7 protein-coding genes are annotated in these 15,648 nt (G+C 77.1%); 6 read left to right on the plus strand and 1 reads right to left on the minus strand.

The window, feature by feature from the left end; all coding sequences use genetic code 11:
• Positions 1-2 precede the first annotated feature (2 nt).
• Positions 3-5,792, plus strand: a complete 5,790-nt coding sequence (locus OHA89_RS39545; RefSeq protein WP_331762026.1) for a condensation domain-containing protein — start codon at positions 3-5, stop codon at positions 5,790-5,792.
• The gene (locus tag OHA89_RS39550) at positions 5,789-8,986 is read left to right on the plus strand and encodes an amino acid adenylation domain-containing protein (protein WP_331761716.1); all 3,198 of its coding nucleotides are present in this window, start codon (positions 5,789-5,791) and stop codon (positions 8,984-8,986) included. Before OHA89_RS39545 ends, OHA89_RS39550 begins: the two co-directional genes overlap by 4 nt.
• A gap of 32 nt (positions 8,987-9,018) precedes the next feature.
• Here OHA89_RS39550 and OHA89_RS39555 read toward each other — a convergent pair whose 3' ends face one another.
• Positions 9,019-9,774: a 2OG-Fe dioxygenase family protein gene (locus OHA89_RS39555; RefSeq protein WP_331761717.1), complete on the minus strand. Its 756-nt coding sequence runs from the start codon at positions 9,772-9,774 to the stop codon at positions 9,019-9,021.
• Between the two features lie 350 nt (positions 9,775-10,124).
• On the opposite strand from OHA89_RS39555, the gene OHA89_RS39560 reads away from it, so the two are divergent.
• The 4 genes from OHA89_RS39560 to OHA89_RS39575 all read left to right on the plus strand — a co-directional run bounded on the left by OHA89_RS39560 (position 10,125) and on the right by OHA89_RS39575 (position 15,629).
• Entirely contained in the window at positions 10,125-11,945 is a 1,821-nt protein-coding gene (locus OHA89_RS39560) for a prolyl oligopeptidase family serine peptidase (protein ID WP_266616025.1), read from the plus strand.
• The gene (locus OHA89_RS39565; RefSeq protein ID WP_215143754.1) at positions 11,942-12,121 is read left to right on the plus strand and encodes a hypothetical protein; all 180 of its coding nucleotides are present in this window, start codon (positions 11,942-11,944) and stop codon (positions 12,119-12,121) included. Before OHA89_RS39560 ends, OHA89_RS39565 begins: the two co-directional genes overlap by 4 nt.
• Positions 12,118-13,218, plus strand: a complete 1,101-nt coding sequence (gene rsgA / locus OHA89_RS39570) for a ribosome small subunit-dependent GTPase A (protein WP_266616028.1) — start codon at positions 12,118-12,120, stop codon at positions 13,216-13,218. Before OHA89_RS39565 ends, rsgA begins: the two co-directional genes overlap by 4 nt.
• Positions 13,219-13,337: 119 nt before the next feature.
• Positions 13,338-15,629: an AAA family ATPase gene (locus OHA89_RS39575; protein WP_331761720.1), complete on the plus strand. Its 2,292-nt coding sequence runs from the start codon at positions 13,338-13,340 to the stop codon at positions 15,627-15,629.
• The last annotated feature ends 19 nt before the right edge of the window (positions 15,630-15,648 follow it).

Genomic DNA, 15,648 nt, shown 5'->3' on the forward strand with positions numbered 1-15,648 from the left:
CTGTGCGCGGCGGCGGCCCTCGCCCTGGCCGCCGCGGAGGACACCGACACCCCGGCCCTGACGGTCACCGGCCCCGCCGGGCCCGTCGGCGTCACCGTCACCACCGCCCCGGCCGGCGGCCAGGACGACGGCACCGCCGGAGCCCTGCTGCGGCGGATCCGCGACGAGCTGCTCGTCGCCCGCCCCGCCGGAGCCCGCGCCGGGACCCTCACCGTCGCCGCCGAGGGGACGGCCCGGCCCGCCCCGGCCGGCGAGGCGCTGCTGCTCACCCTGGAGGGCGCCGGCGAGGACCGCACCCTGCACGCGGACGTGGACACCGGGCGCTGCGAGACCTGGTTCGCGGACGCCGTGCTGCGGGTCGTCGCCCACCTGCTGGCCCAGCTCGGCGACCCCGGCCGCGAACTCGCCGCCCTCACCCTGGCCGACGCCACCGACCGGGAGACCGTCAAGGGCTGGGGCCGGGCCGGATTCTGGCCGCCCGCCACACCGGCCACCCTGCTGGAGCGCCTGGACCGCGGCCACCAGGCGGGCGGCGACAGCCTGGCCGTCGTCACCGGCGGGGGAGCGGCCGAGGGCCCCGCCGAACTGGGCCACGCCCAGCTGCGCGCCGAGTCCGTGCGCGCCGCCCGCCGCCTGCACCACGCGTACGGGGTCGGCCGCGGCGACCGGGTCGCCCTGCTGGTCGGCAAGGGCCGCCACGCGCTCACCGCGCTGCTCGGCACCGTCCGGACCGGCGCCGCCTACGTACCGCTGGACCCGGCGCAGCCCGAGGAGCGGCTCGCGGCCGTCCTCGCCGACGTCGGCGCGGCCGCCCTGGTGGCCGAGCCCGAACACCTCGAACTGGCCCGCGCGCTGGCCGGGCGCACCGGCCTGCGCCTGCTGTCCGCCGCCGACCTGGCCGCGGACACCGCCGACCTGGCCGCCCTGCCGGAGGAGGAGCCCGAGCCGCCGCGCCCCGAGGACACGGCGTACGTCATCTACACCTCCGGGTCCACCGGGCAGCCCAAGGGCGTCGTCATCCGCCACTCGGCGATCGACAGCTACCTCGCCTGGAAGCACGACTACCACCGGCTCTCCCCCGACACCTGCCTGCTCCAGGTGCCCGCGCTGTCCTTCGACAGCTCCGTCTCGGACGTCTTCTCCGTGCTCGGCGCGGGCGGCGCCCTGGTCCTGGTCGACGGCGTGCGCCGGCTCGACGGGGCCCACCTGCGCGGGCTCGCCGAGCGGTACACGGCCACCCACGTCACCCTCGTGCCCAGCCTCTACGCCGCCGTGCTCGACGAGCTGGCCGCCGCGCGCACCCTGCGCGTGGTCACCGTCGCGGGCGAGGCCATGCCCGGCGAACTCGTCGCCCGCCACCAGCTCCAGCTGCCGCGCACCCGGCTGATCAACGAGTACGGGCCCACCGAGAACTCCGTCGGGGCCACCGCCTTCGACTACCCCGCGCACCCGCTGCCCGGCACGCCGATCGGCTGGCCGCTGTCCCACACGGTCGTCGAGGTGCTCGACGGCGCGGACCGGCCGGTGCCCCCCGGCTTCCCCGGCCAGCTGCACTTCTCGGGCCCCGGCCTCGCCGACGGCTACCTGCACCGGCCGGAGCTCACGGCGGCGGCCTTCCCCGCCGCGCCGGAGCAGCCCGGCGGCCGGCGCTACCGCTCCGGCGACCGGGGCTGGTGGCAGCCCAACGGCACCCTGCAGTTCCTCGGCCGCGCCGACGACCAGGTCAAGATCCGCGGCAACCGGGTCGAACTCGGCGACGTGGAGGCCGCCCTGGCCGCGCTGCCCGCCGTGGAGGCGGCCGTCGCCGTCGTCTGCCGGGGCGCGGGCGACCGGCCCTCGCTCGTCGCCTTCGTCACCGGCCCCGCCGCCGCGACCACCGCGGACGTCCACGCGTACGCGGGCACCGTGCTGCCCGCGCCCCTGGTCCCGGACCGCATCCTGCCGCTGGACCGGGTGCCGCTCACCACCAACGGGAAGATCGACCGGCGGGAACTGGCCGAGCGCGCCCAGGCGGCCGCGCCGGCCGACGAGCCCGTGCCGGCCGAGGCGCCCGAGTCCCCGCAGAGCCTGGAGGAGCGCGTCGGCGCCGTCTTCCGGGAGATCCTCGGCGTCGACGAGATCGGCCCCGACGACAACTTCTTCGCCTGCGGCGGCCACAGCCTGCTCGCCATCGACGTCATCGCCGCCCTCGAACAGCGCCACGGCCTGGTCCTGGGGATCGACGAACTCCTCGACGGCCCCTCGGTCAACGAGGCCTGCGCGGCCCTGCGCGGCCGCGGGGCGGACGACGGCGGCCCCGGGGCGGCCGCCACGGCCGAGGAGGGCGAGGACCACCCGCTGTCCGCCGCCCAGCACCAGCTGTGGACCCTCGCCCGGCTCGACGACGGCGCGGACAGCATCCACCACCTCACCGACGTCTTCCGGATCGACGGGCCGCTGGACGAGCGCCAGGTCGCCCAGGCCCTCGCCGACGAGGCCGCCTGCGCGCAGCTGCTGCGCGCCCGCTTCTTCGTCCGCGACGGCGAACCCCGCCAGCGCTTCGTCTACGGGGACCGGCCGCCGCTGACCGTCCTGTGGCCCGCACCCGGCACGGACACCGCCGCGACGCTGCGCGGCGAGGCCCAGCGCCCCTTCGACCTGGAGCGGCAGCCGCCGCTGCGCGCGGTCCTGCTGCGGCTCTCCCCGACCAGCGCGCTCCTCGCGCTGACGGTCCACCACATCGCCTGCGACGGCGAGTCCGCCGTCCTGCTGGCCGACCGGGTCTTCGCCCGGCTGCGGGCGCTGCGCACCGGCGCGGCCGCCCCCGGCCCGCCGACGGCAGCTACCTCACGCACATCGCCCGCGAGGCCGCCGCCCTCGCCGGCCCCGAGGCGGAGCGGGCCCGCGCCCACTGGCACACCGAGCTGGCCGGCCCGCTGCCCTTCCCGCTGCTGCCGGCCGACGGCGAGCGCGGCGCCGCGCCCGGCCCCGGCGGCTCGAGCCGGATCCGGCTCTCCGCAGGCGACAGCCGGGCCGTACGGACGCTGGCGCGCACCTGCGGCACCAGCATGTACGGGACCGGGCTGACCGCCCTGGCCGAGCTGCTCCAGCGGTTCACCGCGGAGCGCCGGATCCTCGTCGGCACGCCCGTCACCCGCCGCGACGATCCCTCGTACGCGGGCGTGATCGGCCCCTTCCTCAACACGGTGGTGCTGACCTGCGAGGTGGCACCGGACCTCGGCTTCGCCGAGCGCGCCGCCGCCACCCGCTCCGCCGTGGCCTCGGCCATGGCCCACCGGTCCCACCCCTTCGAGCGGCTCGTGAACGAGCTGCCGGGAGCCCGCGACGGCGGCCGCACGCCGCTGTTCACGGTCATGTTCACCGCCGACGAGCGCGGCGCGGCCGGCACCGGCGACGGCAGCGAGCTGGACGCCGGACCCGGACTGACCGTACGGCGGGAGCAGTACGCCGATCACGCGGCCGAGTTCGAAATCAGCTTCCACCTCGACAACTCCGCCGAACTCCTCGAGCTCACCGCCGAGTACGACGGCGCGCTGTTCAGCGCCGCCCGCGCCACCCGGCTGCTGCGGCACTGGGCCGACCTGCTGCTGCGCGCCGCCGCCGACCCCGGCCGCACCCCGGCCGGTACTCCGCTGCCCGACGCGGAGAGCGCGGAACTGGCCGCGCTGGCCGACAACTGCGCGGACCGCCCCGGCGCCCGGATCACCGACGCCGCCGGGCGGCCCGTACCGGTCGGCGTCCCCGGCGACCTGAGCACCGGAGCCGGGGCGACCGGGCTGCGGGCCCACTGGTCGGAGCGGGGCGAGCTGGTGCCGCGCGGCCGCGCCGGGCGCCTGGTGCCCGACCCGGACCGCCCCGGCACCCACCTCGACCCGGCCGAGGCCGAACTGCTGCTGCTGGCCCACCCGTCGGTGCGCGCCGCCGAGGTCCGCGCCGCGGCTCCCGGCGAGCCGGGGCCCCTGACCGCCCACGTCACCGCGCATCCCGGGCACACCGTGAGCCCCGGCGCGCTGCGCACCCTGCTGCGCCGGGCGCTGCCGCTGCGGCTGACCCCGGCGACGGTCCACGTCACGACGGAAGCGGACCGGCAGACGCAGACGCAGACGCAGACGCAGACGCAGACGCAGACGCAGGCGCCCGCCCCGGCTCCGGCGCCGGTCGCGCAGCCCGCCGCCGGTCCCGTTGAACTCGTCGCGCAGGCCGTCGCCGAGGCGCTCGGGCACGCGCGGGTGGGGCCGGACGAGGACTTCTTCGACCTCGGCGGCGGGTCCCTGGACGCCGTCGCCGTGGCCGCCCGGCTGCGGATCGCCCTCGGCAGGGACGTGTCGCCCCGGCTCGTCTTCGACTCCCGCACCCCGGCGGCCATCGCCGAGGCCATCGCGGCGGTCGCCCCCGCCCCCGGCCAAGCCGCCGCCCCCGATCAGGCCACTGCCGTCGGGCACGACGACGGGCCGGTGCGCGGATCGGTCACCGGCCCAGCACCGCTCAGCGCCGAACAGACCGAGATCTGGCAGGCCCTGCAAGGCGGCGCCGCCCCGGCCGCGTTCGTCGTGTTCGAGGCGCTGCGCGTCACCGCCCGGACCGTCGACCCGCACGCCCTGCGGCAGGCGGTCGAGCACACCGCCGCCCGCCACGACGCCCTCACCTCCCGGCTCGTCGTCACCGACGCCGGACCCCGGTGGCAGCCGCTGACCGTGCCCCGCACCGGCTGGGCCGAGGACGACCTCTCGGCGCTACCCGAGGCGGAGCGGGCGGCCGCACTCGACGCGCTGGCCCAGCGCCACCTGGAGCAGCCCTTCGACCTCGCGGCCGGACTGCTGCTGCGGGCCCGGCTGGTACGCCTGGCCGACCACGAGCACGTACTGCTGCTCGCCGTGCACCACATCGCCGTCGACGGCCGCTCCATGGAGCTGCTGGTGAACCAGACGGCCGCCGCCTACGAGGAGTTCGCCGCCGGAGGCTGGCCCGCGGACCCCGCCGGTGAGCCCCCGCTGCGGCTGGCCGACGTGGCCCGCTGGCAGCAGGAGCGCACCGCGGCCGGCGCGGACGGCGACTGGCGCCGTGCGCTGGCCGCCGGCCCGCCGCCGCAGCTCCCGCTGCCGTACGACCGGCCCCGCCTGGTACGCGGCGCGCTGATGCCGACGGAACTGCCCTTCGCGTTCCCGGCCCCCGGTGCCGGGTCCTTCGGCCGCGCCGACGGCCTGAGCCCGTTCACCCTCGGCCTCACCGCGCTGGTCGCGGCCCTGGCCCGGGGCGGCGGGGACACGGGCGGGACCCCGGACGAGGTGTGGCTCGCCACCGTCCTGAGCACCCGGTCCCGGCCCGGCCTCGCGGACGTCGTCGGTCCGCTCACCGGCACCGCCCTGCTGCGCGTGCCGATCGCGGGCGCCCGTACCCACCGCGAGCTGGCCCGCGCCGTCGGGCACGCCCTGCTCGCCGCCCACGACGACCCCGCCGCGGCCCTGGGCGCCGTGGCCGGCCTCGCCGAGGGCGAGTTCGGCGTGGACCGGGCCCGGCTCAGCCAGATCCTCGTGGTCGCCCAGGAGGACGCGGCCCCGGCCGCCGGCGCCCTGTTCACCCCGGACGGTTCGATCGCCGCCACCCGCCCCACCGCCACCGCCTTCGACCTCGTCTGGTCGCTGCGCACCGGTGAGGACGACGCGGACGGCGTCCTCACCTACAAGGGGGAGCTCTTCGACGACGCGACCGCGCAGGGGCTCGTGGACCGCACCCGGCAGGCCCTCGAGGCCCTGATCGCCCATCCCGACGAGCCCTGGCAGGAGCAGCGGTGACCACCTGGCGGCAGACCCTGGAGACGCTCAACGACACGGCCGCGCCCGTCCCGGACGGCCCGGTGGCCGAGCTGCTCGCCGCCCGGGCCCGCCCGGTCGCGGACCGGCCCGCCGTACTGGCCCGCGACCGGACGCTCACCCACGGGGAGCTGCACGGCCTCGCCGAGGCGCTCGCCGTGCGGCTGCGCGAGCACGGCGCGGGGCCGGGGGTCCTGGTGCGGGTCTGCCTGCCGCGCTCCGCCGAACTGGTCGTCGCCGTCCTCGCGGTGCTGCGCGCGGGAGCCGCGTACGTACCGCTGGACCCGGACCATCCGGCCGAGCGGCTCGCCCAGCTCGTCGACGGCGCCCCCGCGCCGATCACCCTGACCACGGCCCGGCTCGCCCACCTCCTGCCGCCCCAGGGCCTGATGACGGTGGACCTCGACGAGCTCGACGCACTGTCGCCGCTCGTGACCCCCGCCCGGTCCGTACCGCCGCCGTCCGGCCCGGCGCCGGGCCCGGCCGATCTCGCCTACGTCATCCACACCTCGGGCTCCACCGGCCGCCCCAAGGGCGTGGCCATCGAACAGCGCTCCCTGGCCAACCTGCTGGAGGCCACCGCCGTTCCCTTCGGGCTCGGCCCGGACCGGCGCGTGCTGCAGTTCGCGAGCCCCGCCTTCGACGTCTCGGTGTGGGAGATCCTCGCGCCGCTGTGGGCCGGCGCGGCCGTCGTCGTCTTCGACGAGCCCGTCGCCTCCGCCGAGGCCCTGGCCGCGCTCGTCCGCGAACGCCGCGCCGACACCGTCTTCCTGCTCGCCGCACTGCTGGCCCAGCTCGACCCGGCCGCCTTCCCGGACGTACGGACGGTCGTGACCGGCGGCGAGTCCTTCAGCCGGGCGCTGGTGGACCGCTGGGCCCCGGGCCGCGTCCTGATCTACGTCTACGGGCCCACCGAGGCGACGGTGTTCCAGTCCTGGCACCGCTGCCCGCCCGGAGTCCCTGGGGAGCCGCCCACCATCGGCCGTCCCATGGCGAACCTGCGCTACTTCGTGCGCGACGCCTCGGGCGCGCAGGTCGGCCCCGGCGTCGAGGGCGAGCTGTGGATCGGCGGCATCGGCGTGGGCCGCGGCTACCTGGGCCGCCCCGACGCGGGCGCGGCACGCTTCGTGCCCGACCCCGGCGACCCCCGCCCCGGGGCCCGGCTCTACCGGACCGGAGACCTTGCCCGCCACCGCCCGGACGGCACCCTCGACTTCCGCGGGCGCGCCGACCGGCAGGTGAAGATCCGCGGCTTCCGCATCGAGCCCGGCGAGGTGGAGACGGCGCTCGCCGCACTGCCGGGCATCGCGGCCGCCGCCGTCGTCGTACCCGAGGGGACGGCGCAGCCGCTGCTCGCCGGATACGTCGTCACCGACGGCCCGCTGCCCGCCGACTGGCGGGCCCGGCTGGCGCAGCGGCTGCCCTACTACATGGTGCCGGCGGCCGTGATCCCCGTGGAGCGGATGCCCAGCACCCCCAACGGGAAGATCGACCGCCGCGAACTGGCCGCCCGGCCGCTGTCGGACACCCCCGCCGGGCAGCCGTCCGGTGACGCCGGGGGCGAGAGCGGCGAAGAGGCCGACGAGGTACGGACCGTGCTGCGCGCCCTGTTCACCGAGGCGCTCGGCCGGCCCGTCGCGGACGACGGCGACTTCTTCCTCCTCGGCGGCACCAGCCTCAAGGCCGCCTCCCTGGCCGCGGCGGCCGCACGGCGGCTGTCCGCGCCGGTGCGGATCCGCGACGTGTTCGACTGCCCTAGCGTCGCCGCCCTCGCGGCGAGGCTCGCGCCCCGCGTCGGCACCGACTCCGGCTCCGGCTCCGACTTGCCGGCCGGGACCGCCGGGGCTCCGCAGCGCGCCTCCGCGGTCCAGCGCTGGCTCTGGCTGGAGGACCGCAGCCGGGGCGCGGGGACGGCGGGCACCGCCGCCTACCACGTGCCGATGCTGCTGGACTGCCACGGCGCCGCCGATCCCGCGGCCCTGCGCGCCGCCTTCGCCCGGCTCCAGGAACTCCAGCCGCAGCTGCGCACCGTGTTCCGCGAGGAGCGGGGGGAGCCGGTACCCGGCCCCGCGCCCGAGCCGGCCCGCCTGGAGGTCCTCGACCTGCCCGACGAGCCCGCCCGCGAGGCCGTCGTACGGGAGTGGTCCCACCGGCCCTTCGACCTGGCGGCCGGGCCGCTGGTGCGCGCGGCCCTGCTGCGCCGCCCGGGCGGCCGCGACCGGCTGCTCGTCGTCCTGCACCACATCGTCGCCGACCAGACCTCGCTCGAGGTCGTCGCCCGCGCCCTGGCCGGGGCCGGGGGGCACGCGGCAGAAGCCGCCCCCGAGCTGCCCGTCCCCGGGCCGCACGAGCAGTCGTACGACATGCAACTGGACTACTGGAAACGGCAGTTGACCCCGGCATCCGATCCGCTCCCGCTGCCCGTGGACCATCCGCGCACCGGCCCGGCCGGGCGCGGCACCGCCGTCACCTCCGTCCGTCTCGGCCCTGAGGAGCTCGGTGCGCTGGAGGAGCTCGCGCGCGGCCACCGCACCGGCCTGTTCGGCGTACTGGCCGCCGCCGTGGCCGCCACCCTGCACGAGGCGACCGGCGCCGCCGACATCAGCCTCGGCACCGCCGTCAGCCGCCGCCCCGCCCTCGGCCGGGCCGACGCGGTGGGCTGCCTGGTCAACACCGTGGTCCTGCGGACCGCAGTCCACGGGGAGCTGCCCTGCGCGGAGCTGATCGCGGACCTCGCCGACAAGACGGTCGGCGCGCTGGACCACGGCGGGCTGCCCTTCAGCGAGCTGGTCGGCGCCCTGGACCCGCCGCGCCGCCCGGGGCGCAACCCGCTCTTCGACGTGTGGGTGACCCTCTGGGACGAGATCGACACCGGGCCGGGGGAGCTGCGGCTGACGGGCGGTCCGATCCCGCTGGACGAGGGACTTTTCGACCTCTCGTTCCAGTTCGCGCGTTCCCCGCGCGGCCTGAGCCTGCTTCTCCAGTACGACCGCGCACTCTACGAACCGGGCACGGCCCGGGACCTGGCCGAGAAGGCCGCCGATGCCGCGCGCCGGCTCACAACGGCCGGTCCGCAGGCCCGGGTCTACTCGCTCGTACCCCCGGCCCCAGCGCCGCAGAGCCCCACCGGCGGCCCGGCGTTCGCGGGATTCTCCTGGGGCGCTCCCCGGCCCTGAACCCCGGACTCGGCCGTGTGGCGCGCCCCGGGTCAGCCGGTGCGGCGGTAGCTGGTCAGCAGCATGTCGCGGTAGCCGTACGCGCGGCCGGCCGCCGGGTCCAGGCGCACCGGTTCGGTGCCGTGCAGGATGCGGCGGTCGTCCGCGTACAGCGAGTCCAGCGGCGCGGCCAGCAGCGGCCGGGCCAGCGGGCGCTCGGCCGGATCGCAGATGATGCTGCGCCCGCCGGTCACCCCGGACCGGCCGATCAGGTGCAGCGAGATGTAGTCGAAGCCGTCCCGGTGCACGCCCTCGGGGGAGGGCAGCCCCTCCTCCTGGGCGCTGGCCCGGATGCGCACCAGATGCACGTCCAGTTCCCAGTCCAGGGTCCGCCCGGCCTCCGCGCCGGCCAGCTCGGAGAACACGCCGACGCCGTGCAGCAGCAGCCGCTGCAGGAACGGGTTGACCCGTACCGCCCCGGTGACGGGTGCGAACCAGCGCGGCGAGCCGCCCGCGAACGGGTTCACCTCGGCGCTCTGGTGGTAGGGGCCCGGCGGATGCGCGCGCAGCACCCCCGCCGAGGCGGCCCGGTGGGAGTAGCGGACATGGCGGCGGAAGCGGTACGCCCCGCCGTCGGCCAGGTATCCGTCCGGCTCGAGGTTCTCGTAGGCCTGGCTCAGCTGCCGGAACGCCTGAGCCCCGGAGCCGGTGTCGACAGCGGTCCCCGGGGCGAACACCCAGCCGTGCTTGCGGATCCCCTCCCCGATGTCCGTGCGGGTCAGCGGGCCGGGAAGAACTGCGGAGGGCATGTGAGGTCTCCTTGCGTCAGCCTCGTCGAATACGGAGAAATTCGGCCGGACGGCATGGGAAGTCGACCCTGAGTCGCCCGTCGGCCGGTTTCCCGATGGATTCCGGCTCGCCGCCGAGAGTCGTGTTCTGTATCTTCGGTGGGTGCGAGTCGAGCGTGTTGCCGTAGCCGCTGTAGGCCGGTGAGCTGCATCGACTGGCTCCCTTCGCTCGCTCTCGGTCCTGCCCGAAGAAATGGAAAAGGAATGCACAAAACGCAGGGACGGCGTCGTGGGAATTTCGCCCGCTGCCCTGTGGCTCGAATTGGATATTCGCTCTTCCTAGGCCTGTAGGTCATCTGCATAATGGCCTGGTGACTTTCTATACTGCGGCGCTCGAGTCGGAGTCGAGACCGGTGGACCGGTGCACCGCACCCGCCGTCGAGCTCCCCTTCTGGGGCCGGCTGCGGCCCGAGGTCTGCGCGCTGCGGGGCAACGCCACCGGCACCGCGCAGTTCTACCTCTGGGACCGGGCCGGCGGAGGGATCCGCCAGCTCACCGACGCCCCGCACGGTGTCGAACTCGGCCTGCTCGACCCGGCCGGACGCTGGCTGTGGTGGTACCACGACGAGGACGGCACCGAGCACGGCACCTGGATGCGGGCCCCGCTGCGCGGCGGTCCCGCCGTCCCCGCCCTGCCCGGCGTCCCGCCCGGCACCCCCGAGGGCCTGGCCGTCGGCGCCTCGGGCCTGGCCGTCGCCGGGGTCACCGCCGCGGACGGCCGTACGGACATCCACCTGCTGCGGGCCGGCGCGGACCGGGCCGAGGTGCTGTACGGCGCGGACACCCCGCTCTACCTCGGCGGCCTCAGCGACGACGAGGCGTACGTGCTGGTGCTGCACGCCGAGTACGGCGATCCGCAGCGGCCCTCGCTGCGCGTACTGGACCAGGGCGGCGCGCTGGTGGGGGAGCTCCGCGACTGGCCGCACAGCGGGCTGCACGTCGTGCCCTACGGTTCCCCCTTCCTGCCCGGCGGCCGGCTCGTGCTGGCCACGCACACCCGGGGCGGGCGCCCCGCCCCCCTGCTGTGGGACCCGGTCACCGGTGAGGTGCGGGAGATCGCCACCGGCCTGCCCGGCGACGTACGCGCCCGGTTCGTGCCCGACGGCACCGCGCTGCTGCTCCACCACCGCACGCACGGGCGCAGCGAGCTCTACCGCTACCGGCTCGCCGACGGGCACCTGGAGCAACTGCCCGTGGCGCCCGGCACCGTGCACGCCGCCGTGGCCCGGCCCGACGGCGACTGCTGGTACACCTTCTCCTCGGCCTCCACCCCGCCCGTCCTGCGCGACCTCGCCGGCAAGGAGCTGCTGTCCGTTCCCGGCCCGGTCGTCCCGGCCGCCCCGGTCACCGAAGTCCCCGTGCCGCACGGGGAGCTGACGGTCCCGGTCTTCCTCAGCGTGCCGGCCGCCGGCGAAGCCCCGTACCCGACGGTCTTCCTGCTGCACGGCGGCCCGCACATCGCCGACGGGGACGAGTACAACGGCCCCGCCGCCGCCTGGAACGACGCCGGCTACGCGGTGGCCCGCGTCAACTACCGGGGCTCCGCCGAGAACGGCACCGCCTGGCAGTTCGGCCACCGCGAGGCCGTCGGGCACACCGAACTCTCCGACGTCGCCGCCGTCCGCGCCCACCTGGTCGAGGCCGGCGTGGCCGACCCGGACCGCTGCGTACTCGCCGGCAGTTCCTGGGGCGGCTACCTGACCCTGCTCGGCCTCGGCACCCAGCCCGGGCTGTGGGCCTGCGGGCTCGCCGAGGGCGCCGTCGGCGACTACCCGGCCGCCTACCGCGAGCAGTTGCACAGCCTGCGCTGGGTGGACCGGGCCATGTTCGGCGGCACCCCCGACGAGGTGCCCGAGCGCTATGCCGCCGCCTCCCCGCACACGTACGCCGACGCGGTCCGCGCACCCCTGCTGGTGCTGGCCGGCGACCACGACGCGCGCTGCCCGGTCGGCCAGATCGAGTCGTACGTACGGGCGCTGGCCGCGCGCGGCGCGGACGTCGACCTCCGGCTGCGCTCCACCGGCCATGCCAGTGCCCGCGCCGAGGTCGGCGCGGACGCCATGTCAGCACAGATCGCCTTCGTGCGGAGCCGCATCGGCGGCGCCGCACCCACCGGAAAGCAGGACGCATGACCGAGCAGACCACCCCCAACGACGGCGCCGCCACCCCCGACGAGACCGCCGCCCCGGCCGCCCCGGCCGCCGCCCCGGCGCCGCGCCGCCGCTTCACCGTCCAGCGCGGCGGCTGCGGCTGCGAGGGCAAGCCCTCCCCGACCGCCCAGTCCAAGCCCACGCAGGACAGCCGATGACGCCGGAACCCGACTTCGCCGCACTCGCCCCGCTCGGCTGGCGCGGCGACCTCGCCGAGGCCTGGCCCGATCGGCTGGCCGCACTCGACCGGGCCGCACCCGGCCAGACCCGCTTCGCCGGCCGCGTCGGCCAGGTCGACCGCGGCGCCGCCACCGTGCTGACCCCCGACGGCGAGCTGCGCGCCCAGCTCGGCCCCCGGCTGTTCCGGGACGGCGAACCCCCGCTGGGCGGGGCCCAGCTGGCCACCGGCGACTGGGTCGTGGTGGGCGGACCCGCCCCGTACCTGATCCTCGACGTCCTGCCGCGCCGCTCGGCCTTCGTCCGCGGCACCGCGAACCGCAGGACCGAGTCCCAGATCGTCGCCACCAACGTCGACACCGTCTTCGTGGTCGCCGCCCTCACCGGCGAGCAGCGGCTGCGCCGCATCGAGCGCTACCTGGCCGTCGCCTGGCAGAGCGGCGCCCAGCCCGTCGTGGTGCTGAGCAAGGCCGATCTGCACCCCGATCCGGCCGCGGCGGCCGAGGAGGTGGAGCGCATCGCGCTCGGCTCCCCCGTCCACACCGTCTCCTCCCGCACCGGCGAGGGCCTCGACGCCCTGGACCGGTACGTCGAGCCGGGCCGCACCGTCGCCCTCGTGGGCCTGTCCGGCGTGGGCAAGTCCACGCTGACCAACCGGCTGCGCGGCGAGGAGGTGCTGTCCACCCAGGAGGTCCGATCGGACTTCAAGGGCCGGCACACCACCACGCACCGCGAGCTGGTCCCGCTGCCCGGCGGCGGCCTGCTCATCGACACCCCCGGCATGCGGGCGCTGGCCGTGTGGGACGCCGAGGAGGGCATCGACAAGGCCTTCGCGGACGTCGAATCCCTCACCGGCGACTGCCAGTTCCGCGACTGCGGCCACCAGGACGAGCCGGGCTGCGCGGTCCGGGGCGCGGTCGTCACCGGCTCCCTGGACGCGGACCGGCTCGGCAACTGGGAGAAGCTGCGCCGCGAACAGCGCATGCTGGAACTGCGCCAGGACGCCCGCGCCCGTTCCGAGGACAAGCAGCGCATCCGCACCCGGGCCCGCGCCCTGAAGAAGCGCCCCCACCGCTGACCCGGTCCCGGTTCACGGTTCCACGGCCGGGGCTCGAGCGTCCCTCAGGCCGCCCACCAGCGGCTCTTCCCCGGACCCCGGCACACTGCCGGGAGCGGCACCGCACGGGGGGAGAGCCGATGACACCGAGGCCGCAGGAACTTGTGCGGCGGGACCGGGAGCTCGGCAGGCTTCGGGAGCTGCTCGCGGTGACCCGGCGCGGCGAGGGCCGGGCCGCCCTGGTCACCGGCAGCCCCGGCACCGGCAAGACCGCGCTGGTCCGGGCGTTCACCGCCGAGGCGGCGGCCGCCGGAGCCTTCGTGCTGCACGCTTCCGCCTCCCCGGCGGAACAGGGCATCCCGCTCGGCGTCGCCGGGCAGCTGCTCAGCGCCGTACCCGGATTCACCGGGCCCGATCCCGATCCCGACGCCGCCCTGCCGGTGGTACGGGACGTCCTGGTGGAGCTGGCCGCCACCGCCCCGGCCGTCGTCATCGCCGTCGACGACATCGAGTACACCGACGAACTCTCCGCACGCTGCCTGCTCCACCTGTGCGGCCGGATCGGAGCCGCGCGCATCATGCTGCTCGGCGCGGGCTCCACGTACCAGCCGCCCCACCCGCCGGCCGCCGCCCTGCCGGTCGCCGAACTCGCCCGCCACCCCCGGTGCCTGGCCATCGCCCTCACCACCCTCGACGAGGACGGCGTCGCCGGGTTCCTGCGCACCCCGTACGGCGGGGCCGTGGACCCGGCCGAGGCCCGGCTGCTCGCCCCCGCCTGGCACCGGGCCACCGGCGGGAACCCCCGGCTGCTGCACGCCCTCGCCGAGGACCGGTCCCAGTGCGGACCGCTGCGCTCCGCCCGCCCGGTGGCCTCCGCCGCCTTCAAACGGGCCGTCACCGGCTGCCTGCGCCCCGGCGGAACCCGGGACGCGGCCCGGGCGCTCGCCGTACTCGGCCGCTCCGCCACCCTCACCACGCTCGCCCGGCTGCTCGGTGTCCACGAACGGGCCGTGGGGCCGCTGATGGACGTCCTCACCGACACCGGGCTGCTGGAGTCGGGACGGTTCCGCCACGAGGCGGCGCGGGCCGCCGTACTGGAGGAACTCCCGCCCCGCGAAAGCGCCCGGCTGCACACCGAGGCCGTCGAGCTGCTGCGCGCCGACGGAGCCGGAGCCGAGACCGTCGCCCGGCACCTGGTCGCCGCCGACGGGCCGGGTCCCGCGTCCGCGCAGCCGTGGGCCGTCGACGTACTGGCCGAGGCGGCCGAGCAGGCCCTGCGGGCCGTCCGGCCCAAGGCGGCCGCGGGATTCCTCGACGCCGCGCACCGCCGCTGCCCCGACCCGGTCCGCCGGGCAGCCCTGCTCGACGCACTGGCCGGCGCCGAATGGGAGAGCGACCCCGCCGCCGTGACCCGCCACCTCCCGGCCCTCGAACAGGCCCTGGACGCGGGGAGGTTCGAAGCGGACCGGGCCGCGGGCCCGCTCGGGCTGCTGCTGTGGCACGGCCGCCCGGACGCCGCGGCCCGCGCGCTCGACACCCTCGACGCCGTCGGCGCGGGCGAGCGGGCACGCGGGCTGAGGGCCGGGGCGGCGTACGTCTACCCGGAACTGGGCCCGGCGGACGGGCCGGCCGCCGAAGCCGACCGCACGGCCGCCGTGGAACGGGCCGCCGAGGCCCTCGTATCGCGCCAGCACCCGGCTCCCGGTGTGACGGCGGCCCTGTGCGCCCTGCTGTACGTGGGCGAGAGCGACCGGGCCGAGCACTGGCACGCCCTGCTGCGCGAGACGCGGACCACGCCGGGAGCCCTGGACACCCCGGCCCGCCGGGCGGTGACCGCGGCGGCCGCCGCCCTGGTGCACGGCCGGCTGGGCCGGCACGCGGAGGCGGCCGGCGAGGCGGAGCGGGCACTGGGCCTGCTGGCGCCGGAGGCCTGGGGGATCGCCGTCGGGATGCCGCTGGCCGCGGCCGTGCTGGCCGCGACCGGGCTCGGCGACCACGAGGAGGCGGCCCGGCTGCTGCGCATCCCCGTTCCGGAGGCGATGTTCCGCACCCGCGCCGCTCCCCACTACCTGCTCGCCCGCGGCCGGTTCCGGCTCGCCGCGGAGCAGCCGGTGGCCGCCCTCGGCGATCTGCACGCCTGCCGGGACCTGATGGCCCGCTGGGGCATCGAACCCTGCGAGGCCCTCGACTGGAGCACACCGGCGGCCCGGCACCAGGACCCCGTCGCACGGCTGAGCCGGGCGGAGCGGCGGGTGGCGGTACTGGCCGCCCAGGGCTGCACCAACCAGGTCATCGCCGCCCGGCTGTTCGTGACCGCGAGCACGGTCGAGCAGCATCTGACGAAGGTCTACCGCAAGCTGCGCGTGCGCTCGCGGACCGACCTCGCCGAGCTGGTCGGCCCGGGCCGCCCGGCCCAGGGAGTGCCGTCGTAGGGGGTGTCGTGCCGGTCCC

This window comes from Streptomyces sp. NBC_01546 (assembly GCF_045208355.1).
Lineage (GTDB): Bacteria > Actinomycetota > Actinomycetes > Streptomycetales > Streptomycetaceae > Streptomyces.

Coding starts and splice junctions, on each gene's coding strand:
- OHA89_RS39555 (WP_331761717.1), bottom strand. CDS start 9,774: ATGCCCTCCGCAGTTCTTCCCGGCCCGCTGACCCGCACGGACATCGGG.
- OHA89_RS39565 (WP_215143754.1), top strand. CDS start 11,942: ATGACCGAGCAGACCACCCCCAACGACGGCGCCGCCACCCCCGACGAG.
- rsgA (WP_266616028.1), top strand. CDS start 12,118: ATGACGCCGGAACCCGACTTCGCCGCACTCGCCCCGCTCGGCTGGCGC.
- OHA89_RS39575 (WP_331761720.1), top strand. CDS start 13,338: ATGACACCGAGGCCGCAGGAACTTGTGCGGCGGGACCGGGAGCTCGGC.